Raw genomic sequence first — 23772 nt, forward strand, 5'->3', positions numbered from 1 at the left:
GCCGCTTCTTACCCTCCCCTGGAGGGGGAGGGTCGCTACGCATGTAGCAAAGCGGAATGCGTAGCGGGGTGGGGTGACGGTCTCTCCACATCCAACACTGCCCGAGTGGATAGATCACCCCACCCCGCTCGCGCTTCGCGCGATCGACCCTCCCCCTCCAGGGGAGGGTAAGAAAGAGCTCAATCCCCTCCGGCCAGCTTCCCCTTTTCGCGCGTTGCCGCGACCACATCGCGTACGAGATCGAACACGCCGTCGGCTTGCGGCGGTGCGTTTGGCGAGCGGCCGAGGCGCACGATCACCAGCTGCTCCGACGGGATCACGATGGTGTACTGCCCGATCGTTCCCTTGGCGAAGAAGGCATCGCGCGGCCAGCCGTGCTCCAGACGAAAGTTTGCGCCAAAGCTGTCGCCCCGGTTGGTCCAGAAACCGGCGCCGATGCCGACCCACGCGTTTGGCGTGGCCGTCGCCGAATAGTTCACCCACGCTTCCGGCAGGATGCGCTTGCCGCCGGCGACGCCGTCATTGAGATAGAGCTGGCCGAAGCGCGCCCAGTCGCGGCCGGAGGCGAGCATCTCGCTCGACCCTTCGATCGTGCCGGCGCCGTCGAGCTGGAGCACCACATTCCGCATGCCGAGCGGGGCAAACAATTCGCGGCGCGCAAAGCGCAGCGCGTCTTCCGGCGTGCCGCCGGTCGCATCGCGGATCAGATGCGAGAGAATGAGGGTGTTGCCGTCGTGATAGTTCCATGCGGTGCCGGGCGCGGTTGCGAGCGGCATGCTCTCGGCATAGGCGGCCATGTCCTTCTCGGCGAATTTCATCCGGTTGACCGGCTCGAAGGCGGAGCCGAGCGAGGCCTGCAACGAGCTGCCGAGCTCAAGGCCCGCGGTGTGGCGCAGCAGCTGATCGACAGTGATGGCATGGCGCGGATCGTCGGGATCTTTCCAGGCGGCGACCGGGGCGGGTCCATCGAGCTTCAGCTTGCCCTGGTGCACCAGCACGCCGATCAGCGCCGAGACCACCGACTTGGTCATGGAGAAGCCGAGCAGCGGCGTCTCGGGTCCGATGCCGTCGGCGTAGCGTTCGGCGACGATGCGGCCGGCCTTCATCACGACGATGGCGCGGGTGCGGCGGTGAGGCGGCCGCGCGGGCTCGGCGAAGGCACGGTCAAGCGCCGCGGCGAGTGCGGGGCTCTGCGGCGGCACGATTCCGGGGCCGGCGATCTCGGGTAGCAGCGCGGGCCGTTTGTCGTCAGGCGGCGACGCGACGGCGGCAATGCCGGCGCCGTGCTCGAGCGTGCAGCCGAGGCCCTCGCGATAGACGGCATGGCTGCGGCCGATGCCGAACAGCGTCACCGTGACGTCCTTGCGGACGCGGTCGATCCCGTATTCCACCGCCCAGTCGATCAGGCTCGCTCCGGGCATGGCATCGGTGGTCTCGGCGAAGTTGCGCCTGGGATCGAGGCCGGAGACGAACGTCTCGGCGCACAGGATACCGGCGACGAAGCCGGTCGCGACCTTCGGCACGTCGCGGGCCCGGGCCGCGCCGAGTGCGAGGCCGGCTGCGGCGATGGCGGAGGCGATGAGGAGGATCTTGCGGCGGCGGGTCACGGGCTTTCTCCGGCTGGGGCGTTGGCGGGAGGAAGCGGGATGCCGACGCTGGATGCTCGCCGGATTTGGAAAATGGGTCGGTTGAAATCGGAGCGGGGCTGGCCGATGTTGAAATAAACGAGCTATTTCAATTGCATACAAGGACAATGTCACCACGACGGTGGTGCGCCCCCTCGCCCCGTTCTTACGGGGAGAGGGTTGGGGGTGAGGGCCTCTCTCCACACGTGCGATCTTCGTGAGGCCTGTACCCCCTCACCCGGATCGCAAGAGCGATCCGACCTCTCCCCGCAGGCGGGGAGAGGTAGAGACAGATCACGCCGCACTCTTCTTCAGCCGCCGGTACTCCGTCGGCGTCACGCCCGTGACTGCCTTGAATGCCCGGTTGAACGGGCCCAGCGACTGGAAGCCGGCGTCCATGGCAATGGTGATGACGGGGACCTCGGCTTGGGTGGGATCGGCGAGCGCGGCCTTGGCTTCCTCGATGCGGTGGTTGTTCAGAAACACATTGAAGTTGCGATAGCCGAGCCGCTGGTTGATCAGCCGGCGCAGCCTGTATTCGGGAATCTTCAGCCGGCCCGCCAGCACACCGATGGTGATGTTCTCCTGGCGATAGATCCGCTCGTCCGCCATCAGGCGCATCAGGGCGTCGATGAGTTTCTGGTCGACGTCCTCGGCCACAGGCTGGACCGGCGCGATCACAGGTCTGGGCTCTGGCGCGATCGGAAACAGATCGGCGCCATCGACGCGCAACGTTGCGTAGGCGATCGCGGCAACGATGCAGGCGAGCACGCCTGTATTGATCGTGTCGGCGACATCGCCGGCGCTGAAGGCAACGAGGATCTGGAGCAGCGCATTCGACCCGCCATAGAGTGCGGCGGCGCAGACGATGAAGACGCGCAGGCGGCGGCGACGCTCGACCAGATCGGCGGGCCACGATCGAACCGTCTGCGCCACCGCGAGCGCGATGAAGCCGAGCACGATCAGGTTCACTGCAGTCACGGAGAATCGCGCGTTGCCGCCGGGCGCGATCCAGAGACATCCGACCAAGCTGAAGGCGGTCACCGCGGCCCAGATCAAGCCATGCCACCGGCGTAAGCGAAAGTCGTCGTCGAACAGCGCGCGCGTGAACAGCCAGAACACGACGATGTTGCCGGTCGACAATGCAATCAGCGGCGCATGCCAGGCCGGAACGGGCGACGACACGCCGATTGAATAGCTCGCGGCGTGCGCTGCCGAACCGAGCGCGAAGGCCGCGCCGAGGCGGGCCGCGAGCACATTGCGGAAATCGGTCAGCAATGATGCGGCCAGCACGAGCAGCAGCGCGACGCTGGCAGCGCGGAAGGCGAGCTCGGTTGCGGCGAGGGTCATCGGGTGATGCAATTGGTCGCAGTTGAAAGCAGCCGACCATCGTTCGTTGCGTCAGATTTTTCAAGGACCATCCGCCTGCCGCGACTGGAGCGGGGTGTGTCGCGCTGTTACGACACGATTTCTCGCCGGGGTTTGTCACCACCGCAGCGTCAAATCCTGCTACGATCGGGCTCGCTAGAATAAAAAGGAGTCCCCCCATGAGCTGGCAGCCCTCGAACGATCCCGTGCTCGGCGATCCCATGTCCTGCGATGCGCTCGATCTCGTCATCGTGCCGCGCACGCGCGATCTCGGCGACGGGTTCGCGGTGCGGCGGGCGTTGCCGCACGGCAAGCGGCAGATGGTCGGACCGTTCATCTTCTTCGATCATTTCGGCCCGGTGCAGTTCGTCTCCGGCAAGGGCATGGACGTGCGGCCGCATCCGCATATCGGGCTTGCCACCGTCACCTATCTGTTCGACGGCGCGATCATGCATCGCGACAGCGAGGGTAACGTCCAGGAGATCGCGCCCGGCGCGATGAACCTGATGACGGCCGGGCGGGGCATCGCCCATTCCGAGCGCACGCCGGACGCACAGCGCGCCTCGGGCCAGAAGATGCTCGGTCTGCAAAGCTGGATCGCGCTGCCGGCCGGATCGGAAGAGATCGCACCGTCGTTCCAGCACTACGCGGCGGGCGATTTGCCGATGATCTCCGAGCGCGACTTCACCGCGCGGGTGATCGCGGGCTCCGCCTTCGGAATCACCTCGCCGGTCTCGATGGTCTCGCCCTGGTTCTACACCGAGGTCACGGCGGTCGCAGGCGCAAGCGTGCCGCTCGACCCTGATCATGAGGAGCGCGCGATCTACGTGATCGACGGCGAGGTCGAGATCGCGAGCGAGCGCTACGAGGGGCCGCGCCTGCTGATCTTCCGGCCCGGCGACCGCATCACCGTGAAGGCGCTGAAGGCGACGCGGATGATGTTTCTCGGCGGCGATGCGCTGGAGGGCCCGCGCCACATCTGGTGGAATTTCGTCTCCTCCAGCAAGGAGCGGATCGAGCAGGCCAAGCAGGACTGGAAAACCGGCCGCTTCGCCGCAGTTCCGCAGGAACACGAGTTCATTCCGCTGCCGGAATAGGGTAATCCGGTGTCCGGCCGTGCAACCAAATGCGGCTGGATTCCTTGTGCGAAAGCTTTGCCGATGACCACCATGCTCTCCAGCGACCTGCCGCTTGCCAAGATCGGACGCGGCAAGGTGCGCGATATCTATGCCGTCGACGACGACCGCCTGCTGCTCGTCACCACCGACCGCATCAGCGCCTTCGACGTCGTGATGGGCGAGACCATCCCGATGAAGGGCGCGGTGCTGACGCAGATCAGCGCGTGGTGGTTCAATGAGCTCGAAGGCGTGGTGCCGCATCACATGATCAGCGCCGAGACCGACGCTATCATTGCAGCCGTGCCGGCCTTGCAACCGCACCGCGCCGAGATCCTCGGCCGCGCCATGCTGTGCAAGCGCACCACCGTATTCCCGATCGAATGCGTGATCCGCGGCTATCTTTCAGGCTCGGCCTGGAAGGAATATGCCGTGAGCGGCACGCTGGCCGGCGAGACGCTGAAGCCCGGCCTCGTCGAGAGCGAGAAGCTGGAGCCTGCGATCTTCAGCCCGGCAACCAAGGCCGAGAGCGGCCATGACGAGAACATCACCATCGCGAAGATGCGCGCGGTGGTCGGCGACGAGGTCGCCTATACCTTGGAAAGCATGACGCGCGCGATCTACACGCTCGGCGAGGAGCTCGCCCGCGAGCAGGGCATCATCATCGCCGACACCAAGTTCGAGTTCGGCCGCGACAAGGACGGCCGCATCATCCTGATCGACGAGGTGATGACGCCGGACTCTTCGCGGTTCTGGGCAGTGGACGCCTACAAGCCGGGCCAGCCGCAGGCGAGCTTCGACAAGCAGCCCCTGCGCGACTACCTCGATGTCGAGCGCCGCGCCGGCCGCTGGAACGGCGACGCGCCGCCGCCGCCGCTGCCGGCCAGCGTGGTGGACGCGACCAGCAAGCGATACCTGGAAGCCTATCGGCGCGTGACGGGAGCGGAACTGAAGATTTAGGCGCGGCTTTTGCCGTGTGCTCCGTCATTGCGAGCGCAGGCAGTAGCCCGGTGGAGCGTAGCGCAACTCGGGCACGGCATTGGTGCTCGTCATGCCCGGGCTTGTCCCGGGCATCCACGTTCTTTGCTCCGCGAGAAGACGTGGATGGCCGGGTCGAGCCCGGCCATGACGATGGGTAGACAGTCGGGCCTCACACCCCCGCCATCATCACGTATTTGATCTCGACATATTCTTCCATGCCGTGACGCGAGCCTTCGCGGCCCAGGCCGCTTTCCTTGACGCCGCCGAAGGGCGCCACCTCGGTGGTGATGAGGCCGGTGTTGACGCCGACCATGCCCGATTCCAACGCTTCGGCGACACGCCAGACCCGGCCGATATCGCGGGAATAGAAATACGAGGCGAGGCCGAACGGCGAGGCGTTGCACATCGCGATGACGTCGGCCTCGTCCTTGAAGCGGATCACGGGTGCGAGCGGGCCGAAGGTCTCCTCCTGCGACACCAGCGAGTCGGGCTTGACGTCGGCCAGCACCGTCGGCTCGAAGAAGGAGCGGCCGAGCTCGCTGCGCTTGCCGCCGGTGACGACCTTGGCGCCGCGCTTGACGGCATCGGCAATGTGGCGCTCGACCTTGTCGACAGCCTTCATGTTGATCAGGGGGCCCTGCGTCACGCCGCTCTCGGTGCCGTCGCCGATCTTCATTGCGGCGACCTTCTTCGACAGCTTCTGCACGAACTCGTCGTAGATCTTGTCCTGGGCATAGATGCGGTTGGCGCAGACGCAAGTCTGGCCCATGTTGCGGTATTTCGAGACGATCGCACCTTCGACCGCGGCGTCGATGTCGGCATCGTCGAACACCACGAACGGCGCGTTGCCGCCGAGCTCGAGGCCGAGCCGCTTCACACCGACGGAGGCCTGCTGATAGAGGATCTTGCCGACGGCGGTGGAGCCGGTGAAGCCGACGAAGCGCACCGCCGGATGCTCGCACAGCACCTTGCCGATCGGCGGGGCGTCACCCGTGATGATGTTGAGTACGCCCTTGGGGATGCCGGCCCGCTCGGCGAGCACGGCCAGCGCCAGCGCCGACAGCGGCGTCTCGTTGGCGGGCTTGAGCACCACCGTGCAGCCGGCCGCCAGCGCCGGCGACACTTTGCGCGTGATCATCGAGTTCGGGAAATTCCACGGCGTGATCGCCCCGCAGACGCCGATCGGCTGCTTGATCGCGAGCAGACGCGCGTCGGCGCGCTGGGTCGGGATGGTCTCGCCATAGACGCGACGGGCTTCTTCCGCAAAGAACTCGATATAGGCTGCGCCGATATCGACCTCGCCGAGCGCCTCGGTGAGCGGCTTGCCCTGCTCGGAGGTGAGGATCAGCGCGAGATCCTCGCGGTTGGCGGTGATCAGCTCGAACCATTTGCGTAAGGTGTTGGAGCGCTGCTTGGCCGTGTGCTTGGCCCAGGCCGGAAAGGCGCGCTCGGCGGCTTCGACCGCCCGGGTGGTGTCGTCAGCGCCAAGCTGCGGGACCTTCGCGAGCTCGGCGCCGGTGGCGGGATTATTGACGGCGAAGACCGGCGTGCCGACCCAGGCGCCGTCGATGTAGCAGGCCTCCTTCAGCAGCGAAGGATCCTTCAACCGGTCGCGCAGGGTGGCGGTGGCTTGCGGGGCGCGTGCGGCGGCGGTCGGTGTCATGGCGTTCTCTCCCTGGGCGATCGGATCGGCCCGGAATATAGGAGCAAGCGATGCGCAATGCACCGCCCCGCAACGCACATCTGCTGGCAGTTAAGCTGGGAGCGCTGTCTCTTCACCTCTCCCCGACGGGGAGAGGTGGGGCCGCGCGCCGACATGACCTGGCAAATTCTCGGTTCAGTTACGCCGCGCCGCTCATATAGGTCTCGCGCCGGCCGATCATGCGCTCGGCCGCGGCCTTGGCGTCGGCCTTCGTGGAAGTCGCGCAGGTCCGGTATTCGAGATCGGGAACGTGGGAGGTGTTGCGACGGCCGAACCACGACTTCGAGCCGACCGGCAGCAACGCCAGCGCCTGCGCCAGATTGTCGACCGCGCCGAAGGAATAGAGCGCGCCGGTGCCGGCGATGCGGACCTCGTAAATGCCGGGCGAAATCGGCGCCTCCAGGTTCTCGCCCCGTCCGGCACGGGGGTAGCGCTTCCATTCACTCCAGGTCGAAATCATCTGAGGTCCCCCTCGCCGCCCATCCACGGCCGGCAACATTTGCGTCAATCTCGAGCGGTCCATGAACCGGACCGGGTGCTGAACGCGGCAGCTCACGAAATGTTTCAAGCGTCGAAACTCACGAACCATATCGCCTCGAGCCCATCCAGGGTGAGGACGAAGTCCGGCAATCCACCGCAGATTGTGAGCAAGCGCCGCGGTTCAGTCCCGTTGTCGTCGTGCCTGGGACCAGAGCCGTCAAGTCACGACATCGCGACCGGCGCAGGTAGATTGATGGCGCTTGCCGCGCCGGACATCCGGGAGGACAATCGATCGCTTCCAACAATAATCAAACCCGAGGAAACGCCATGCAAAGTAAAGCCGAGATCGACGAGATTCTGCGTCAGAAGAGCGAGACCAAGGAGATTCCCGGCGTCGTCGCCATCGCGGCCAGCGGTCAAGACGTGCTGTATCAGGGCGCGTTCGGCAAGCGCAATCTGTCCAAGCCCGATGCGATGAGCGTCGACAGCGTGTTCTGGATCGCCTCCATGACGAAGGCGGTGACGACAGCGGGCGCCATGCAGCTGGTCGAGCAGGGCAGGCTGTCGCTGGATGCGCCGATCGGCGATGTCTTGCCCGAGCTCGCCAATCCGCCGCCAGGACCGCGGAAGGCCGCAGCGCCGGCAGCCTCGCCTGGGCCGGCCTCGCCAACACCTATTACTGGATCGACCCGGCGCGTGACGTCACCGGCGTGATCCTGATGCAGCTGCTGCCGTTCGCGGATGCGAAATGCCTGGAGGCGTTCGCAGGCTTCGAGCGCGGCGTTTATGCCGGGCTCGATGCTGCCGGAAGCGGGCAGAAGGCGGCGTGAGGGTCTGAGTGCTCTCGCCACGCGGCATGACCGGGCTCATCCCGGCCATGCCAACCGAAGAGGATCAAGCTGCTCATTCCATGACGAAAGGATTTCGACGTGTCAGATAAAGCGGACAGTTACGTTTGCGGCATCTCGGATGCGCCGCTGCTCGGCGACACGATCGGCCGGAGTTTGGATCAGGCCGCGCAGCGCTGGGGAAATCGCGAGGCGCTGATCTCGCCCAGCCACGGCGTGCGATGGACCTGGTCGGAATTCGCCGAACGGGTCGATGCGCTCGCCGCCGGCTTTCTCGCGCTCGGGCTCGAGCGGGGCCAGCGAATCGGCATCTGGTCGCTGAACCGGCCGGAATGGACGCTGACTCAGTTCGCCGCCGCCAAGGCCGGCCTGATCCTGGTCACGATCAATCCTGCCTATCGCCTGAGCGAGCTGGAATTTGCACTCCGCAAGGTCGGCTGCGCGGCGATCGTCACCGCGACGGCGTTCAAGACCAGCAATTACATGGAGATGCTCAACACGCTGTTGCCGGAGCTGTCATCGGCCAGGCCCGGACAACTGCATGCGGCACGGCTGCCGGCCCTGCGCAATGTCATCCAGATCGGCGGCCCGGCCGCGCCGGGCACGATTGCCTTCGACGAGGTCGCGCAGATGGGCGGCGACCGGCACCGTCAGCAATTGGCCGCGCTCGGCCGAGAGTTGCAATTCGACGATCCCGTCAACATCCAGTTCACCAGCGGCACGACCGGATCACCCAAGGGCGTGACGCTGACCCACCACAACATCCTCAACAACGGCTATTTCGTCGGCCGCGCGATGCGCCTCAACGAGCAGGACCGCATCTGTATTCCGGTGCCGCTCTATCATTGCTTCGGCATGGTGATGGGCAACCTCGCCTCCGTGACGCTCGGCGCTGCAATGGTCTATCCCGGCGAGGGTTTTGACCCACTCACGACGCTGCGCACCATCGAGCAGGAGAAATGCACGGCGCTCTACGGCGTGCCGACCATGTTCATCGCCGAACTCGATCACCCCGAATTCGCCAGCTTCGACCTGGCATCGCTGCGGACCGGCATCATGGCCGGCGCGCCCTGCCCGATCGAGGTGATGAAGCGCGTCAACACCGAGATGAACATGCGTGAGGTCACGATCGCCTACGGCATGACCGAGACCAGCCCCGTCAGCTTCCAGAGCGCAGTGGACGATCCGCTGGAGCGCCGCGTCTCCACCGTCGGGCGAATCCATCCGCATGTCGAGGTCAAGGTCGTCGATCTCGAGGGCAGGGTCGTCAAACGGAGCGAACGCGGCGAGCTGTGCACCCGCGGCTACAGCATCATGCTGGGCTATTGGGACGAGAAGGAGAAGACCGCCGACGTGCTCGACGCGAACGGCTGGATGCACACCGGCGATCTCGCCACCATCGACGACGAGGGCTATTGCAACATCGTCGGCCGCATCAAGGACATGGTGATCCGCGGCGGCGAAAACCTCTATCCGCGCGAGATCGAGGAGTTTCTGTATCGTCATCCCAAGATCCAGGACGTGCAGATTTTTGGCGTCGCAGACACCCGCTATGGCGAGGAGCTCTGCGCCTGGATTCGCGTCAGAACGGGCGAGCAACTGACGGCTGAGGAAGTACGCGCCTTCTGTGAGGGCCAGATCGCCCATAACAAGATCCCGCGCTACGTCGAGTTCGTCGACGAGTTTCCGATGACGGTGACCGGAAAGATCCAGAAATTCCTGATGCGCGAGGCCGTCGAGCAGCGGCTGGGATTGAAGGCGGCAAAGACGGCGTGAGGAGCATCGTCATTGCGAGGAGCCCGCGACAAAATTGCGAAGCAATTTTGCGCTGGTGCGACGACGCAATCCAGAATCTTTCCGCTGAGACAGACTGGATTGCTTCGCTACGCTCGCAATGACGAGGAGAGAGACGCGCCCTAACCCGTCAGCCCGCGCTGCTCTGCCAGCTCCTTCAGCGACACCAGCGGGCGGGCGCCGATGTGCTGAATGACTTCGGCGGCGGCGAGCGCGCCGAGCTCGCCGCACTGCTTGTAGCCGAAGTTGCGCGCGAGGCCGTAGAGGAAGCCTGCGGCGAAGAGGTCGCCGGCACCGGTGGTGTCGACCACCTTGTCGACCGGGAAGGCCGGCGCTGCGACCGCGTCTTCCACGGACACCACCATGCAGCCCTTCTCGCTGCGGGTGACGACACCGAGATTGACGTCGTTGCGCAGCTGCTTCAGCGCGGTGTCGAAGTCCGAGGTCATGTAGAGCGAGTGCAGCTCGGACTCGTTGGCGAACACGATGTCGACGGTGCCGCCCCGCATCAGCGAGATAAACTCATCGCGATAGCGATCGACGCAGAAGGAATCCGACAGCGTCAGCGCCACCTTACGCTTGGCGTCATGCGCGATCTTGGCCGCCTTCACGAAGGCCTCCTTGGCGTTCTTGGGGTCCCAGAGATAGCCTTCGAGATAGACGATGCCGGCAGCAGCGATCTCGGCCGGATCGATGTCGGCGGGCGACAAATCCTGCGCCGCGCCGAGATAGGTGTTCATGGTGCGCTCGCCGTCATCGGTGACCAGGATGTAGGAGCAGCCGGTGGCGGGGCCGTCCTTGGCGGCGGGCGTGTTGAAGGCAACGCCGGCAGCGCGGATGTCGTGCACGTAGAGCTTGCCGATCTGGTCGTCCTTGACCTTACCGACGTAGGCGGCGCGTGCTCCCAGGCTGCCGATGCCGACGATGGTGTTGGCGGCCGAGCCGCCCGACACTTCCGTGGCCGGACCCATGTCCTTGTAGATGGCGGCGGCGCGTGCCTCGTCGATCAGCGACATGCTGCCCTTGGCCATGCCATGCTTGGCCAGAAAGGCCTCGTCGGTCCGAACCAGCACGTCGAACAGCGCGTTGCCGATGCCGAGAACGTCATATTTCACGTCAGCCATTCACCTTGATCCTGTTTGCCGGATTGCGATCTAACCGGAAATCCGCTTCCTGTCGGCCTGAAATCCAAGCTCGCGGCCTATCACGACCGGGCCTTTGCGGGCAAGCAACGGTATTTTCGAGAGCATGATCCGCTCCTTCCTGACCGTCTCGACGGGAACGCTGGCCTCGCGCCTGCTGGGTTTCGCCCGGGATTCCCTGATTGCGGCGCTGCTCGGCACCGGCGCCGTGGCGGATGCGTTTCTGGCGGCGTTCCAGCTCGTCAATGTGGTGCGGCGGCTGCTCAGCGAGGGCGCGCTGAACGCGGCGCTGATCCCGGCCTGGCTGCGGGTGCGGGACCGCGACGGGGCGGCGGAGGCCGCGGCGTTCGCCGGGCGCGTGCTCGGCACGGTCAGCACGGCCCTCATCGCGATCTCACTCCTGATCTCATTGTTGATGCCGCTGATCATGACGGTGATCGCGCCAGGATTCCTCGGCAGTGGCACGCTCGATCTCGCGGTTCAGAACGCGCGGCTGATGCTGCCTTACCTCGCCTTCGCCGGTCCCGTCACCGTGTTGATGGGGCTGCTCAATGCGCAGGGACGCTTCGCGCTGACGGCGTTCTCGCCACTGCTGTTCAACATTGCGCTGATCGCCGCGATCGCGATGCTGCTGGTCTGGCATACAGAGGCGAGTTTCGCCGCGTGGATCCTGGCGGCGACGGTCGGCCTCGCCGGCCTGCTGCAGCTCCTGATGCTGCTGTCGCAGCGAAGCGCGCGCCTGGCGACGCCGCTGCGCGCCAGTTTCGACATTGAGATGCGCGGCTTCTTCGCCAAGGCGATCCCCGGCATGATCGCAAGCTCGGGGCCGCAATGGCTGATGGTTTCAGGCGCGATCATCGCGTCCGCGACGCCGTCGGCGGTGTCGTGGCTTTATTTCGCCAATCGCTTGATCGAGCTGCCGCTCGGCATCGTCGGGGTCGCCATGGGCACGGTGCTGGTACCGGAGCTGACGCGCGCCGTCGCCAGCTCCGATCGCGACGCGGTGGCCCATGCCGAATCCCGGGCGCTCGAGCTTGCGGCCGGGCTGGCGCTGCCGGCCACGATCGGCCTGATCGTGCTCGCCGAGCCGATCGTGCGGCTGCTGTTCGAGCATGGCGCGTTCGGCGCTGCGGACAGCGCGGCCACCGCGCGCGCGCTGATGTGGCTGGCGCTGGGCCTGCCGGCGCATGTGCTGATCAAGGCGCTTTCGCCGGCCTTCTATGCCCGCAGCGACACGATGACGCCGTTGCGTGCGACCGTAACAGGCTTCGTGGTGACCGTCGCACTCGCGCTGCTGCTCGGTCATGCCTTCGGCGCGAGCGGGATCGCCGCAAGCATCGCCGCCGGCGCCTGGAGTAGCGCGCTCTCGCTGCTCCGAAAGGGCACGCGCGAGTTCGGCTTCTCGATCGACGCGGCGGCCCGCACGCGACTGCCGCGGATCGTGCTGGCCGCGATCGCCATGGGCGCCCTGCTCTGGCTGACCTCGGGCTTCGTACCTGCCGAGAGCCACGGCTTGATCCGATTCATCGCGCTGGGTGTGCAGATCGCGGCCGGAATCGCCGTCTACGGCCTGCTGCTGCAGATCCTCGGTGCCGCCTCCTGGCGCGAGGCGGTTAACGCGCTGAAACGACCCGGCTGAACCACGTCCTCGGCGAAATACCCTTGACGGGGCAGCGCCGCTGTTGGAAACGACGGCCGAATACCTATGGGAAGGCTGACCATGCCATTCGTTGAACGGGTCTTTTCGGGCGTCCAGCCGACGGGCAATCTGCACCTCGGCAATTACCTCGGCGCCATCGTCAACTTCGTGAAGATGCAGGAAACCCACAATTGCATCTATTGCGTCGTCGACATGCACGCGATCACGCAAGGGGTGGACGTCTGGGGCGGGCCGGTCGAGCTCGCGCGCAACACCCGCGAGGTGACCGCGGCGTTCATCGCGGCCGGCATCGATCCCAAGAAGCACATCGTGTTCAACCAGAGCCAGGTTTCCGGCCATGCCGAGCTCGCCTGGATCTTCAACTGCGTCGCGCGCATGGGCTGGCTCGGCCGCATGACCCAGTTCAAGGAGAAGGCCGGCAAGGACCGCGAGAACGCCTCCGTGGGCCTGTTCGACTATCCCGTGCTGATGGCGGCCGACATCCTGCTCTACCGCGCCACTCACGTTCCCGTGGGCGAGGACCAGAAGCAGCATCTCGAGCTTTCGCGCGACATCGCGCAGAAGTTCAACAATGATTTCGGCGATTCCATCCGCGCGCAGGGCACGAATGACGGTCTGTTCTTCCCGCTGCCGGAACCCTTGATCACGGGTCCGGCGACGCGGGTGATGAGCCTGCGCGACGGCACCAAGAAGATGTCGAAGTCGGATGCGTCGGACAATTCGCGCATCAATCTCACCGACGACGCCGACACCATCGCGCAGAAGATCCGCAAGGCGAAGACCGATCCGGAGCCGCTGCCGACCGAAGAGAAGGGCCTGGAAGCGCGGCCCGAGGCCGACAATCTCGTCGGCATCTTCGCGGCGCTGTCCGGCCGCTCCAAGGCCGACGTGCTGCGCGATTTCGGCGGCGGCCAGTTCTCCAGCTTCAAGAACGCGCTGGCGGAGCTGTGCGTGACAAAACTCGCGCCGATCGCCGGCGAGATGAAGCGCCTCGTCGCCGACCCCGGCCATATCGACGCGATCCTGAACGAGGGATCCGACCGGGCGCGCGCGATCGCCGACGAGACCATGAAGCTCACCAAGGACATCGTCGGCTTCATCCGCCGGCGCTGAGGCGCGCTTCGCAAGGCCGGCTGGCGCCACGGCGCCGGCCGCTTCGCCTCTCCCAAACATTGCGGGAGTGTGGCAGCATGCGCGCCCTGCACAATCCGGGACATGCATGACCAGCAAGCGACTTTGCTACGAGCCGGGTCACAAGCCCAAATGCCTCGTCATCGTCGACGACAGCGCCGAATGGGATCGCGCCGTCTATTATGCCAGCCGCTGGGCGATCCGCGCCGGCGGTGGCGTCGTGATGCTGCGCATCATCGAGCCGGAACAGCAGAGCCAGGAATGGCTTGGTGTTGCCGACATCATGCGGGCCGAGGCGCAGGAGGCAGCCGAAGCCGCGCTCGACCGCGCCGCCGGCAGAGCCAACGGCATTGCCGCCATCACGCCGGAGCGCGTCATCCGCGAAGGCAGCGCGATGGAACAGCTGCTCGCAGTGATCGACGAGGATCCCGATATCGCCATGCTGGTGCTCGCCGCCAATCCTGGCGCAGAGGGTCCGGGACCGCTGGTTTCGCTGCTCGCGCATGCGCTCGGCACGTTCCCGGTGCCGGTGACGATTATCTCGGGCGCGCTGAGCGACCAGAGCGTGGATTTGCTGTCGTAGCGGCGGTGCCTCTTACCCTCCCCTGGAGGGGGAGGGTCGGCTCATGTCGAGCGAAGCGAGGCGTGAGACGGGGTGGGGTGACGGTCTCTCAACATCCGACACTGCCCGTGGGGAGAGATCACCCCACCCCCCTCGCGCGTTGCGCGATCGACCCTCCCCCTCCAGGGGAGGGTTAAGACCAACCCACTGATTTTTCTGAGCTAATATCCCGTCTCCCCTTGACCGTGCGTTCGCCGTCGCCATCTGCTAGGGGATAGGGCACGCGCCGGCCTTGAACCGGCGACGTCTGGAGAAAACCATGTTCATTCAAACCGAAGCCACCCCCAATCCCGCCACGCTGAAGTTCATTCCCGGCCGCGTCGTGGTCGACGGCAGCCCGATGGAATTTTCGAGCCGCGAATCGGCAGCGCGCTCGCCGCTCGCCGAAAAGCTGTTCGAGGTGCCCGGCGTCACCGGCGTGTTCTACGGATCGGACTTCATCACCGTGACCAAAGCGGGCGGTGAATGGCAGCAGCTCAAGCCGGCGATCCTGGGTGCCATCATGGAGCACTACATGTCCGGCGCGCCGCTGCTTGCCGACGGCACGGCCACCGGCGAGGCCGAGCTCGACGACGAGGACGAGTTCTTCGACGAGGCCGACGCCGAGACCGTCGACATGATCAAGGACCTGATCGAGACCCGCGTGCGGCCGGCGGTCGCCAATGACGGCGGCGACATCACCTTCCGCGGCTTCAAGGACGGTATCGTCTATCTCAACATGAAGGGCGCCTGCTCCGGCTGTCCGTCATCGACGGCGACGCTCCAGCACGGCATCCAGAACCTGCTCAAGCACTTCGTGCCCGACGTGGTCGAAGTCCGGCCGATGTAAGCGCCCTTACGCCGCCTTCTTCTTGGCGCTGATCAGCTTGCGGTTGATCAGCACTTCGGCGATCTGGATCGCGTTGAGGGCGGCGCCCTTGCGTAAGTTGTCGGACACGCACCACAGCGCGAGACCGTTCTCCACGGTCGCGTCCTCGCGGATGCGGCTGATGTAGGTCGCGTCCTCGCCGGCCGCCTCGTACGGCGTGGCGTAGCCGCCGGGCTCCTGCTTGTCGATGACGAGGCAGCCTGGCGCCTTGCGCAGGATCTCGCGGGCTTCGTCAGCGCTGATGGGATTCTCGAACTCGATGTTGACGGCCTCGGAGTGGCCGACAAACACGGGCACGCGCACGCAGGTGGCGGAGAGCTTGATCTTGGGATCCAGGATCTTCTTGGTCTCCGCCATCATCTTCCACTCTTCCTTGGTGTAGCCGTCCTCCATGAAGACGTCGATGTGGGGGATGACGTTGAAGGCGATGCGCTTGGGGAATTTCTTCGCGACCAGCTCGTCATTGGTGTAGACGGCCTTGGTCTGCGAGAACAATTCGTCCATCGCGTCCTTGCCGGCGCCCGACACCGATTGATAGGTCGAGACCACGACGCGCTTGATCGTCGCCTTGTCGTGCAGCGGCTTGAGCGCGACCACGAGCTGCGCGGTCGAGCAGTTCGGGTTGGCGATGATGTTCTTCTTCTTGAAGCCTTCGGTCGCGGCCGCGTTCACCTCGGGCACGATCAGCGGCACGTCCGGATCCATGCGCCAGGCCGAGGAATTGTCGATCACCACAGCGCCGGCAGCGCCGATCTTCGGCGACCATTCCTTCGACACCGAGCCGCCCGCCGACATCAGGCAGATGTCGACGTCGGAGAAGTCGTAATGCTCGAGCGCTTTGACCTTCAGGGTGCGGTCGCCATAGGAGACCTCGACGCCGACGCTGCGGCGCGAGGCCAGGGCCACGACCTCGTCCGCGGGGAATTTGCGCTCATCCAGGATGTTGAGCATTTCCCGACCGACATTGCCGGTCGCGCCGACGACTGCGACTTTGTAACCCATCGTTCACTCTCCGATGAAAAAGCCCATTCCCGAAGCTGACGCTTAAACAGGAAGAGCAGCGCTTCTATGCGAGAACCGGCCTCAAGACAACGTTAAGACCATGCCTGAAGGCCGTGGTGGATGCAGTCGCCTGAGGCCAGCACGGCCGTTAGCCCTACCCAGATCCAGCTGACGCTCTTGGCCGTCGCCGACGAGGTCGTCGGCACGCTCGCGCATCTGGTCGCCTATGTGGGGGCGCTCGCCCTGTTTGCCATCCTCGCCCTGGCGGCGCTGGGGCAGCTGCCCGACCTGCGCGGCGATGGTCCCGCGGACAGGCCCGGCTGGAGCATCGCCGACCGCTCGCACCCGGCCTTCGCCGCCAGCCGTACCGATTTATCAGATAGATCAGCCTCTTACGTCATCTTTCGGCATCCCGAGGGCGGCCGCAGGGACGTGCTGCGCTGGACCGACATGGCGGACAAGCCGGTGGCCGAGCTCGAGATCTACCGCCAAGGCGCCGAATTCGACGTGACACGGCCGGCGGCAGCAGGCTTGGCTGCCCGGATGGGCTTGGGTGCAGATGCCCCGTTCGAGCACGCCGGCCTGATCGACAGCAAATTCGGCCCGGTGGCCCTGTTCCGGCCGGTCGGCGCAGCTGTTGGGACGCGGTCCTGCCTCGGTTATCTCAAGCGCTTTGAGGAGCCCGCCTTGCAGATTTCCGGCTTCTCCTGCCAAGGCGACAGCTTGCCAGCCCGCCGCGCGGCGATCGCCTGCACGCTGAACCGGCTGACGCTGCTGGCCTCGGGCAACGAGCCGAGGCTGGCGGAATTGTTCGCCCATGCCGAGCTCAGGCGCCGCAGCTGTGCCCCCCAGGGATCGCCGGACTGGCTGCTGGGCGCGGCGAACGCGCAATTGCGCGGAGCGCTCTGATCTGCATCAAGCTCAAGTGGCTGGTTTGCATGCAACTTTTGCCGGCGCGCTCGATTATTCCGAGCTGGTGTGACCCAATTGACCTAGTTGCCTCCGCCCCGGCCGGGCTAATATGGGTCGAAATCGACTGGCGGCCTGCCGCCTGAAGGGGACGTGATGAGCTTGAAATTTGCTGGTGTAAACAACTTGGCCGCGAACAAACTGGCGACATTGCTTGCGGTGGGCGCCGCAATGGCCATCGCGTTCGCGACACCGGCTTCTGCCGACACCAGGACCAAGCAGCGCTATGACGATCGCGGCCGGCCCTATTACGGCCCGAGCGGCCCGAACGCGGTCTACCAGCAGGGCCGCACCCGCATCTATGTGAGCAAGCGCTCCTGGCTCGACGGCGGCACCGAGGTCAATCCGGGCGACCGCAAGTTCACCGACTACGCCTTCCCGCCGGCCGTGGGCTATCCGTCCTTCGCCCGCGAGAACCTCAACCGTCCGATCGACCGCCAGCCGCTCTCCCCGCCGCAGGATGTCGGCGGCTACCCGCAGAACTTCCCGCTGTACTGAGGCGGAATATCTTCGAATCAAAAGGCCGGGCTTACGCCCGGCCATTTTTGTGGTTGCGAGGTGCCGTAGGGTGGGCAAAGGCGCCCTTGCGCCGTGCCCACCATCTCTCTCGATCGCGAAGAGTGCGTGGGCACGCTTGCGCTTTGCCCACTCTACAATTCCTGTTGCTTGGCTGAGATGCGTGGACGTCACGCATTCGCCGCAGGATCGTAGCGCCGGCAAAAATCGTCGATCGCCTCGGAACGAAAATCGGCGAGGCGTTCGAAGATCAACTCGTCCGGCCAATCCCACCAGGCAATGCGGCGCAGGCTTGCGGCGACGGAATCGTCGAAGCGCTTGCGGATCGGACGCGCCGGAACGCCGCCGACGATAGTATAGGGCTCGACATCGCGGCTGACGACGGCGCCGGCAGCAATCACTGCGCCGTCGCCGACGCTCACGCCCGGCAGCAGGATGGCGGCGTGCCCAATCCAGACGTCGTTGCCGACGATCACCCGATCGCCGCGCCGACCTGCGAAGAAGTCGCGATCGCGCGTCGCGCCCGCCTCGTAATATTCAGGGACATAGGTGAAGCGGTGCTGCGAGGGACGGCCCATCGGATGGTTCGGCGCACCGATCCGCACCGAGTTGGCGATCGCCGTGAACTTGCCGATCGCGGCGTCGGCGACGTCGCAATTCTCGCCGAGATAGGAGTAGTCGCCGAGCGAGGCGTATTCGATGCGCGTGCCCGCGAGCACCTCGCAGCGCCGCCCGATCTGCGCCTCGCGCAGGCGCACCGTCTCGTGGATGATGGTCTCCGCGATCTTGGGGCGGGGTGAGGCATCCATGAGGCGGCTCCGGTGAAGACGCCGTAGGGTGGGCAAAGGCGCCCTTGCGCCGTGCCCACCATCTTTCGGCAATCGCGATAGAGGCGGTGGGCACGCTTACGCTATGCCCACCCTACGATGGCTTTTGGCTAGGCGTGCAGCTTCTGCAATTCCTTCAGGATCGCTTCGCCCATCTGCGTGGTCGAGGCCGAAATGGTGCCTTCCGACTTGATGTCGGCGGTGCGCAGGCCGCTGGCCAGCACGGCGGCGATGGCCTGGTCGACCTTGTCGGCGAGATCGCCCATGTCGAAGGAATAGCGCAGCGCCATGCCGAAGGACGAGATCATCGCGATGGGATTGGCGAGGCCCTTGCCCGCGATATCGGGGGCCGAGCCGTGCACGGGCTCGTACAGCGCCTTGCGCTTCTTGGTCTTGACGTCGACCTCGCCGAGCGAGGCCGAGGGCAGCATGCCGAGCGAGCCGGTGAGCATCGCCGCGATGTCGGAGAGCATGTCGCCGAACAAATTGTCCGTGACGATGACGTCGAACTGCTTCGGCCATTTCACCAGCATCATGCCGCCGGAATCGGCGAGCTGATGCTCGAGCGTGACGTCGGGGTATTCGCGCTTGTGGACGGCCGTCATGACCTCGTTCCAGAGCACGCCCGACTTCATGACGTTGCGCTTCTCCATCGAGGTCACCTTGTTCTTGCGCTTCCTGGCAAGCTCGAAGGCGACGCGCCCGATGCGCTCGATCTCATAGGTGTCGTAGACCTGGGTATCGATGGCGCGCTTCTGGCCGTTGCCGAGATCTGTGATGGTCTTGGGCTCGCCGAAATAGACGCCGCCGGTGAGCTCGCGCACGATGACGATGTCGAGGCCCTCGACCGCCTCGCGCTTCAGGCTCGAGGCATCCGCCAGCGCCGGGTAGCACACGGCGGGACGGAGATTGGCGAACAGAGCGAGATCCTTGCGCAGGCGGAGCAGGCCGGCTTCCGGGCGCACCTCGTAAGGCACGGCATCCCACTTCGGGCCGCCGACCGCGCCGAAGATCACGGCGTCGGCGTCCTTGGCCTTGGCCATGTCGCCTTCGGAGATCGAGACCTTGTGCGCGTCATAGGCGGAGCCGCCGACGAGGCCGGTGTCGGTCTCGAACCTGGCGATCCCGGCCGAATTGAGCCAGTCGATCAGCCGCTTCACCTCGCCCATCACCTCGGGGCCGATACCGTCGCCGGGGAGCAGCAGCAATTTGTGGGTCGCCATGGTCGTTTCTTCCTCCGTTTCGTCATGGCCGGGCTTGTCCCGGCCATCCACGGCCTTTGCTCGCGGTGCGAAGAACGTGGATGCCCGGCACAAGGCCGGGCATGACGGCATCTCGTGAATTTCGGCCGGAGTGCTAGAGCGGCGTTGCGCGCTTGGCAAGACACCATTGCCGCGCCGCGGCTGTGCAAGGCTGGCAGGGCCTGCCACACTGGGCGTGCCGGAGTATCCCCTTTGCACGCACCCGACCGCGCCCCGTCCGACGCACACCCCGCGCGGCTGATCCTGACCCTGTCGCTGGCAGCGACGGTCGGGCTCGGCATCGGCCGCTTCGCCTATGCGCTGGTGCTGCCTGATATGCGGGAGGACCTCGGCTGGTCCTACTCGGCGGCCGGTTTCATGAACACGATCAATGCCGTCGGCTATCTCGTGGGCGCGCTGGTGGCGTCCCGCCTGATCCGGCGCGTCGGCTGGGCCGCCGCGATCCGCGGCGGAACCCTGGCCTGCGTCGCCGCGCTCGCGACCTGCGCTCTGACCGGCAATTTCGTCGCGCTGAGCCTGGCGCGCCTGGTGCTGGGCCTGGGCGCGGCGGCCGGCTTCGTCGCCGGCGGCGCGCTCGCCGCCACCATCGCGCAGTCGCGGCCGGAGCGGGCCAATTTCCTGCTGAGCCTGTTCTATGCGGGACCCGGCATCGGCATTCTGTCCTCGGGGCTGATCGCCCCGTTCACGCTGCAATATTTCGGGCCGGGCTCGTGGTGGATCGTGTGGTGGGCGCTGACGCTGCTGTCGGTCGCGATGACGGTGCCGCTGTTCCTGATCCGCATCGAAAGCGGCGTCCGCTTCTCGGAAGGCGATCATGCCTCGTTCGCGGTCCTGCCGGTGCTGATTTATCTGGCCGGCTATTTCCTGTTCGGCGCGGGCTACATCGCCTACATGACCTTCATGATCGCCTATGTTCGCGACGGCGGCGGCGGGGCCGCGGCGCAGGCGGCGTTCTGGGGGCTGATCGGTCTATCCGCCTTCGTGACGCCCTGGGCCTGGCGCGGCGTGCTGGCGCTCGATCGCGGCGGACTTGCCACCGCGATCATTCTCGGCACCAACGCGCTCGGCGCGGCCCTGCCAATGCTCGGGCATTCGCCGGCCTGGCTCGCGGTCTCCGCGATCGTGTTCGGCGTCGCCTTCTTCGCCGTGGTCGGCTCGACCACCGCCTTTGTCCGCTTCAACTATCCGCCGCAGACGTGGCCGACCGCGATCGCGGCGATGACGATCTCGTTCGGCGTCGGCCAGACGCTCGGGCCGATCGCGGTCGGCGCGATCACCGATGCGCTGGGGAGCTTGAGTTACGCGCTCAATGTGTCGGCGGCGCTGCTGGCGTTGGGCGCGGTGGCGGCTCTGTGCCAGCGCAAGGTGGGGCCGAAAGCTTGACCGTCATTCCGGGACGCGCGTCGCGCGAGCTATGGCGCGCAATACCAGCGCTGCGGCCCGATGGATTCCGGGTTCTCGCTTCGCGAGCCCCGGAATGACGGACTCAATCAGCTCCCGCTGAACGAATTATACCCCTGGTCTTCCCAATAGCCGCCCTTGTAGTCGTTGGTGACTTCCATGGAGACGACGTATTTCGGGTTCTTGAAGCCGAGTTTTGTGGGCACGCGGATCTTCATCGGGAAGCCATAGGCGCGCGGCAGGATCTCGTTGGCGTATTTGAACGTCATCTGGGTCTGCGGATGCAGCGCGCTACGCATGTCGAGCGGCGAGTTGTAGCCGTCCTTGTCGGCGCACTGGAACCAGACATAATTCGCGCGCGTATCGGCGCCGATCAGCTTGAGGAAATCGCGCAAGGGCGTGCCCGTCCAGCTGCCGATCGCGCTCCAGCCCTCGACGCAGATGTGACGCGTGATCTGCGTGACCTGCGGTAATCGATGGAGCTCCTCCAGCGTCCAGGACTTCTTGTTGTCGACGAGGCCGCGTACCTCGAGCTTCCAATCCGCGGCCGAGATATCAGGCGCGTCGTCGAGATCGTAATAGGCGTTGAACGGGAACGGCTTCGTGATCGCGCTTTCGGGGAAGGTCGGCGCCAGCGCGTCGGGATTGAACATGAAGGCCTGCACGGCGTCGTTGAACTTCGAGACCTTCGCCAGCATCGTCTCCGCCGAGGACGAATCGATCACGTCGCAACCCGTGAGCAGCGTCAGCGCGCCCAGGCTGGCGCCGCCCGCGATGAAGCGGCGGCGGGTGACGTCGGGCATGGTCTTGATGGAATCCTTGATCAGCAGCCGCTTGTCGACGCCTGGGATCAGGAAGGAACGCTTGGCCATGATGGGTCTCCTAATCAACGGCCGATGATCATCGCGCGCAGACTCTTCGGCACGAGCAGCGCAAGCAAGACGTGAACGACCAGGAATGCGCAGATCGCGGCCATGCAGAAAAAGTGGACATAGCGCGCGGCCGGATAATCGCCGAACAGCATCACGAGATAATAGAGCTGCACGGGCTTCCATATCGCAAGGCCCGACAGCACAATCAGCACGCCGACCACGATGATGCCGGCATAGAGCAGACGCTGCACGTAATTGTAGACGGTGAGATCGTCATGACCGAGCTTGAAGGTCAGCGCAGCCCTGACGTCGTGGAGCACGCCGGATGCCGTGATCGGCAGCAGCTTCTTGCGAAAGCGGCCGGTGGCAAAGCCCGCGACGAGATAAGCGAGGCCGTTGATCATCAGCAGCCACATCGCTGCAAAATGCCAGAGCAGGCCGCCGCCGAGCCAGCCGCCGAGCGTGTATTCGCGCGGAAAGCGGAAGTCGAACAGCGGCGAGGCGTTGTAGATCTGCCAGCCCGACAGGATCATCAGGATCATGGCGAAAGCGTTGACCCAATGCATGACCCGCACCCAGGCCGGCTGGATCACTTTGGACTTGGTGGCCGTGACCTGCTCGTCGGTGACTGTGAGGCTCGCCATGGCGGGTTCCATTCTGAGGTCGTGTGACAGCGATTATACGCCCTTGTTTCGGCTTTCGTTACATCCCGTCCGCCATCGAATCGATGCCGCACGGCTATTGTGGTCACAAAACAGCGAGCCGGGTATCCCCGGCTCGCGGTCTGAGAACGTCCTGTACGGGGATGAAACAGGCGCGCGCGGTGTTACGTCGCCGGCATCAGCACGGTGTCGACCACATGGATCACGCCGTTCGACTGGTTGACGTTGGTGATCGTCACCATCGAGGTGCCGCCCTTGGCGTCGACGATCCAGACCTTGCCGTCCATTTTCTTCACCGTCAGCTCCTCGCCTTCGGCGGTCTTCAGCTTCTTGCCGTCGGTGAGATCGGACGCCGCGAGCTTGCCCGGCACGACATGGTAGGTGAGGATCTTGGTCAGCGTCGCCTTGTTCTCGGGCTTGACCAGATTGTCGACGGTGCCGGCCGGCAGCTTGCCGAAGGCGGCGTTGGTCGGCGCGAACACCGTGAACGGGCCCTTGCCTTCGAGCGTCGGCACGAGGCCCGCGGCCTTCACCGCCGCCACCAGCGTGGTGTGATCCTTTGAGTTGACCGCGTTCTGGACGATGTTCTTGGACGGGTACATCGCGGCGCCGCCGACCATGACGGTCTTTTCCTCGGCGCTGACCGGCGCGACGACGGTCGCGGTGAGGGCCAGGGCGCTGAAGGCGGCGGCAGCGAGATAGGCAATGCGATTCGACATGAGAGAGTCTCCCGATTGAATTGAGACCGGCGATGGCCGGCGTTGAGTTGGGCAACAACGGCGCCTGCGACAGTTCAGGGTGATGCAGCAGTGCCGTCGTTGGACCGAACTACGGGAGGGTTTGCGGGACGGTTTCGAGGAAAAATTCTTTGTGATGGGTGAAACTATCGGCGGTGATTTTCGTGAGGTCCATCCACTGTCATTGC

The 23772-nt window shown here is 65.3% G+C and carries 21 protein-coding genes and 1 pseudogene; 11 read left to right on the forward strand and 11 right to left on the reverse strand.

Annotated features, from left to right (window positions below):
* Window positions 1-179: 179 nt before the first annotated feature.
* The gene (locus tag AC24YW_RS31850; RefSeq protein ID WP_487486422.1) at window positions 180-1607 is read right to left on the reverse strand and encodes a serine hydrolase domain-containing protein; all 1428 of its coding nucleotides are present in this window, start codon (window positions 1605-1607) and stop codon (window positions 180-182) included.
* Window positions 1608-1919: 312 nt separating this feature from the next.
* Complete coding sequence (locus tag AC24YW_RS31855; protein ID WP_487486423.1) at window positions 1920-2975, reverse strand: helix-turn-helix domain-containing protein; 1056 nt, start codon at window positions 2973-2975, stop codon at window positions 1920-1922.
* A 197-nt stretch (window positions 2976-3172) separates the two neighbouring features.
* Between AC24YW_RS31855 and AC24YW_RS31860 the strand changes: the two genes are divergently transcribed.
* Both AC24YW_RS31860 and AC24YW_RS31865 read left to right on the forward strand, forming a co-directional pair.
* Window positions 3173-4090, forward strand: a complete 918-nt coding sequence (locus tag AC24YW_RS31860) for a pirin family protein (RefSeq protein WP_487486424.1) — start codon at window positions 3173-3175, stop codon at window positions 4088-4090.
* Window positions 4091-4153: 63 nt separating this feature from the next.
* The gene (locus AC24YW_RS31865; RefSeq protein ID WP_487486425.1) at window positions 4154-5068 is read left to right on the forward strand and encodes a phosphoribosylaminoimidazolesuccinocarboxamide synthase; all 915 of its coding nucleotides are present in this window, start codon (window positions 4154-4156) and stop codon (window positions 5066-5068) included.
* Between the two features lie 190 nt (window positions 5069-5258).
* Here the strand turns inward: AC24YW_RS31865 and AC24YW_RS31870 are convergent, their stop codons facing one another.
* Window positions 5259-6752: an NAD-dependent succinate-semialdehyde dehydrogenase gene (locus tag AC24YW_RS31870; RefSeq protein ID WP_487486426.1), complete on the reverse strand. Its 1494-nt coding sequence runs from the start codon at window positions 6750-6752 to the stop codon at window positions 5259-5261.
* A 178-nt stretch (window positions 6753-6930) separates the two neighbouring features.
* Window positions 6931-7251 carry a hypothetical protein gene (locus AC24YW_RS31875; protein WP_487486427.1) on the reverse strand — a complete coding sequence of 107 codons (321 nt, stop codon included), beginning with the start codon at window positions 7249-7251 and terminating at the stop codon, window positions 6931-6933.
* 347 nt (window positions 7252-7598) lie between these two features.
* On the opposite strand from AC24YW_RS31875, the pseudogene AC24YW_RS31880 reads away from it, so the two are divergent.
* Together AC24YW_RS31880 and AC24YW_RS31885 are read left to right on the forward strand one after the other, a co-directional pair.
* Window positions 7599-8101 (forward strand): annotated as a pseudogene (locus tag AC24YW_RS31880) (serine hydrolase domain-containing protein).
* A gap of 99 nt (window positions 8102-8200) precedes the next feature.
* Window positions 8201-9895, forward strand: a complete 1695-nt coding sequence (locus AC24YW_RS31885) for an AMP-binding protein (protein ID WP_487486428.1) — start codon at window positions 8201-8203, stop codon at window positions 9893-9895.
* A 140-nt stretch (window positions 9896-10035) separates the two neighbouring features.
* Here AC24YW_RS31885 and AC24YW_RS31890 read toward each other — a convergent pair whose 3' ends face one another.
* Window positions 10036-11037, reverse strand: a complete 1002-nt coding sequence (locus AC24YW_RS31890; RefSeq protein ID WP_487486429.1) for an adenosine kinase — start codon at window positions 11035-11037, stop codon at window positions 10036-10038.
* A 124-nt stretch (window positions 11038-11161) separates the two neighbouring features.
* On the opposite strand from AC24YW_RS31890, the gene murJ reads away from it, so the two are divergent.
* The 4 genes from murJ to AC24YW_RS31910 all read left to right on the forward strand — a co-directional run bounded on the left by murJ (window position 11162) and on the right by AC24YW_RS31910 (window position 15297).
* On the forward strand, window positions 11162-12694 hold the full coding sequence (gene murJ / locus AC24YW_RS31895) for a murein biosynthesis integral membrane protein MurJ (protein WP_487486430.1): 1533 nt from the start codon (window positions 11162-11164) through the stop codon (window positions 12692-12694).
* An 81-nt stretch (window positions 12695-12775) separates the two neighbouring features.
* On the forward strand, window positions 12776-13828 hold the full coding sequence (gene trpS / locus AC24YW_RS31900; protein WP_487486431.1) for a tryptophan--tRNA ligase: 1053 nt from the start codon (window positions 12776-12778) through the stop codon (window positions 13826-13828).
* A 106-nt stretch (window positions 13829-13934) separates the two neighbouring features.
* Window positions 13935-14429 carry a universal stress protein gene (locus AC24YW_RS31905; RefSeq protein WP_487486432.1) on the forward strand — a complete coding sequence of 165 codons (495 nt, stop codon included), beginning with the start codon at window positions 13935-13937 and terminating at the stop codon, window positions 14427-14429.
* 298 nt (window positions 14430-14727) lie between these two features.
* Window positions 14728-15297 carry a NifU family protein gene (locus AC24YW_RS31910; RefSeq protein ID WP_487486433.1) on the forward strand — a complete coding sequence of 190 codons (570 nt, stop codon included), beginning with the start codon at window positions 14728-14730 and terminating at the stop codon, window positions 15295-15297.
* Between the two features lie 6 nt (window positions 15298-15303).
* Here AC24YW_RS31910 and AC24YW_RS31915 read toward each other — a convergent pair whose 3' ends face one another.
* A complete protein-coding gene (locus AC24YW_RS31915) occupies window positions 15304-16338 on the reverse strand; it encodes an aspartate-semialdehyde dehydrogenase (protein ID WP_487486434.1) in 1035 nt (344 codons plus the stop codon).
* A 120-nt stretch (window positions 16339-16458) separates the two neighbouring features.
* On the opposite strand from AC24YW_RS31915, the gene AC24YW_RS31920 reads away from it, so the two are divergent.
* Together AC24YW_RS31920 and AC24YW_RS31925 are read left to right on the forward strand one after the other, a co-directional pair.
* Entirely contained in the window at window positions 16459-17247 is a 789-nt protein-coding gene (locus AC24YW_RS31920; protein ID WP_487486435.1) for a hypothetical protein, read from the forward strand.
* Window positions 17248-17403: 156 nt separating this feature from the next.
* Window positions 17404-17805, forward strand: coding sequence for a hypothetical protein (locus tag AC24YW_RS31925; protein ID WP_487486436.1), 402 nt, complete (start codon window positions 17404-17406; stop codon window positions 17803-17805).
* 188 nt (window positions 17806-17993) lie between these two features.
* Here AC24YW_RS31925 and AC24YW_RS31930 read toward each other — a convergent pair whose 3' ends face one another.
* Window positions 17994-18632 carry a DapH/DapD/GlmU-related protein gene (locus tag AC24YW_RS31930; protein ID WP_487486437.1) on the reverse strand — a complete coding sequence of 213 codons (639 nt, stop codon included), beginning with the start codon at window positions 18630-18632 and terminating at the stop codon, window positions 17994-17996.
* Window positions 18633-18760: 128 nt separating this feature from the next.
* Complete coding sequence (gene leuB, locus AC24YW_RS31935) at window positions 18761-19873, reverse strand: 3-isopropylmalate dehydrogenase (RefSeq protein WP_487486438.1); 1113 nt, start codon at window positions 19871-19873, stop codon at window positions 18761-18763.
* Between the two features lie 231 nt (window positions 19874-20104).
* Between leuB and AC24YW_RS31940 the strand changes: the two genes are divergently transcribed.
* Window positions 20105-21295 (forward strand): YbfB/YjiJ family MFS transporter, encoded by a 1191-nt coding sequence (locus AC24YW_RS31940; RefSeq protein ID WP_487486439.1) that lies wholly within the window; start codon window positions 20105-20107, stop codon window positions 21293-21295.
* A gap of 107 nt (window positions 21296-21402) precedes the next feature.
* Here the strand turns inward: AC24YW_RS31940 and AC24YW_RS31945 are convergent, their stop codons facing one another.
* The 3 genes from AC24YW_RS31945 to AC24YW_RS31955 all read right to left on the reverse strand — a co-directional run bounded on the left by AC24YW_RS31945 (window position 21403) and on the right by AC24YW_RS31955 (window position 23566).
* Window positions 21403-22185 (reverse strand): molybdopterin-binding protein, encoded by a 783-nt coding sequence (locus AC24YW_RS31945; RefSeq protein WP_487486440.1) that lies wholly within the window; start codon window positions 22183-22185, stop codon window positions 21403-21405.
* 14 nt (window positions 22186-22199) lie between these two features.
* Complete coding sequence (locus AC24YW_RS31950; RefSeq protein ID WP_487486441.1) at window positions 22200-22829, reverse strand: cytochrome b/b6 domain-containing protein; 630 nt, start codon at window positions 22827-22829, stop codon at window positions 22200-22202.
* A 182-nt stretch (window positions 22830-23011) separates the two neighbouring features.
* Window positions 23012-23566 carry a fasciclin domain-containing protein gene (locus AC24YW_RS31955; protein ID WP_487486442.1) on the reverse strand — a complete coding sequence of 185 codons (555 nt, stop codon included), beginning with the start codon at window positions 23564-23566 and terminating at the stop codon, window positions 23012-23014.
* Window positions 23567-23772: the final 206 nt, after the last annotated feature.

The organism is Bradyrhizobium sp. USDA3516 (genome assembly GCF_057651995.1).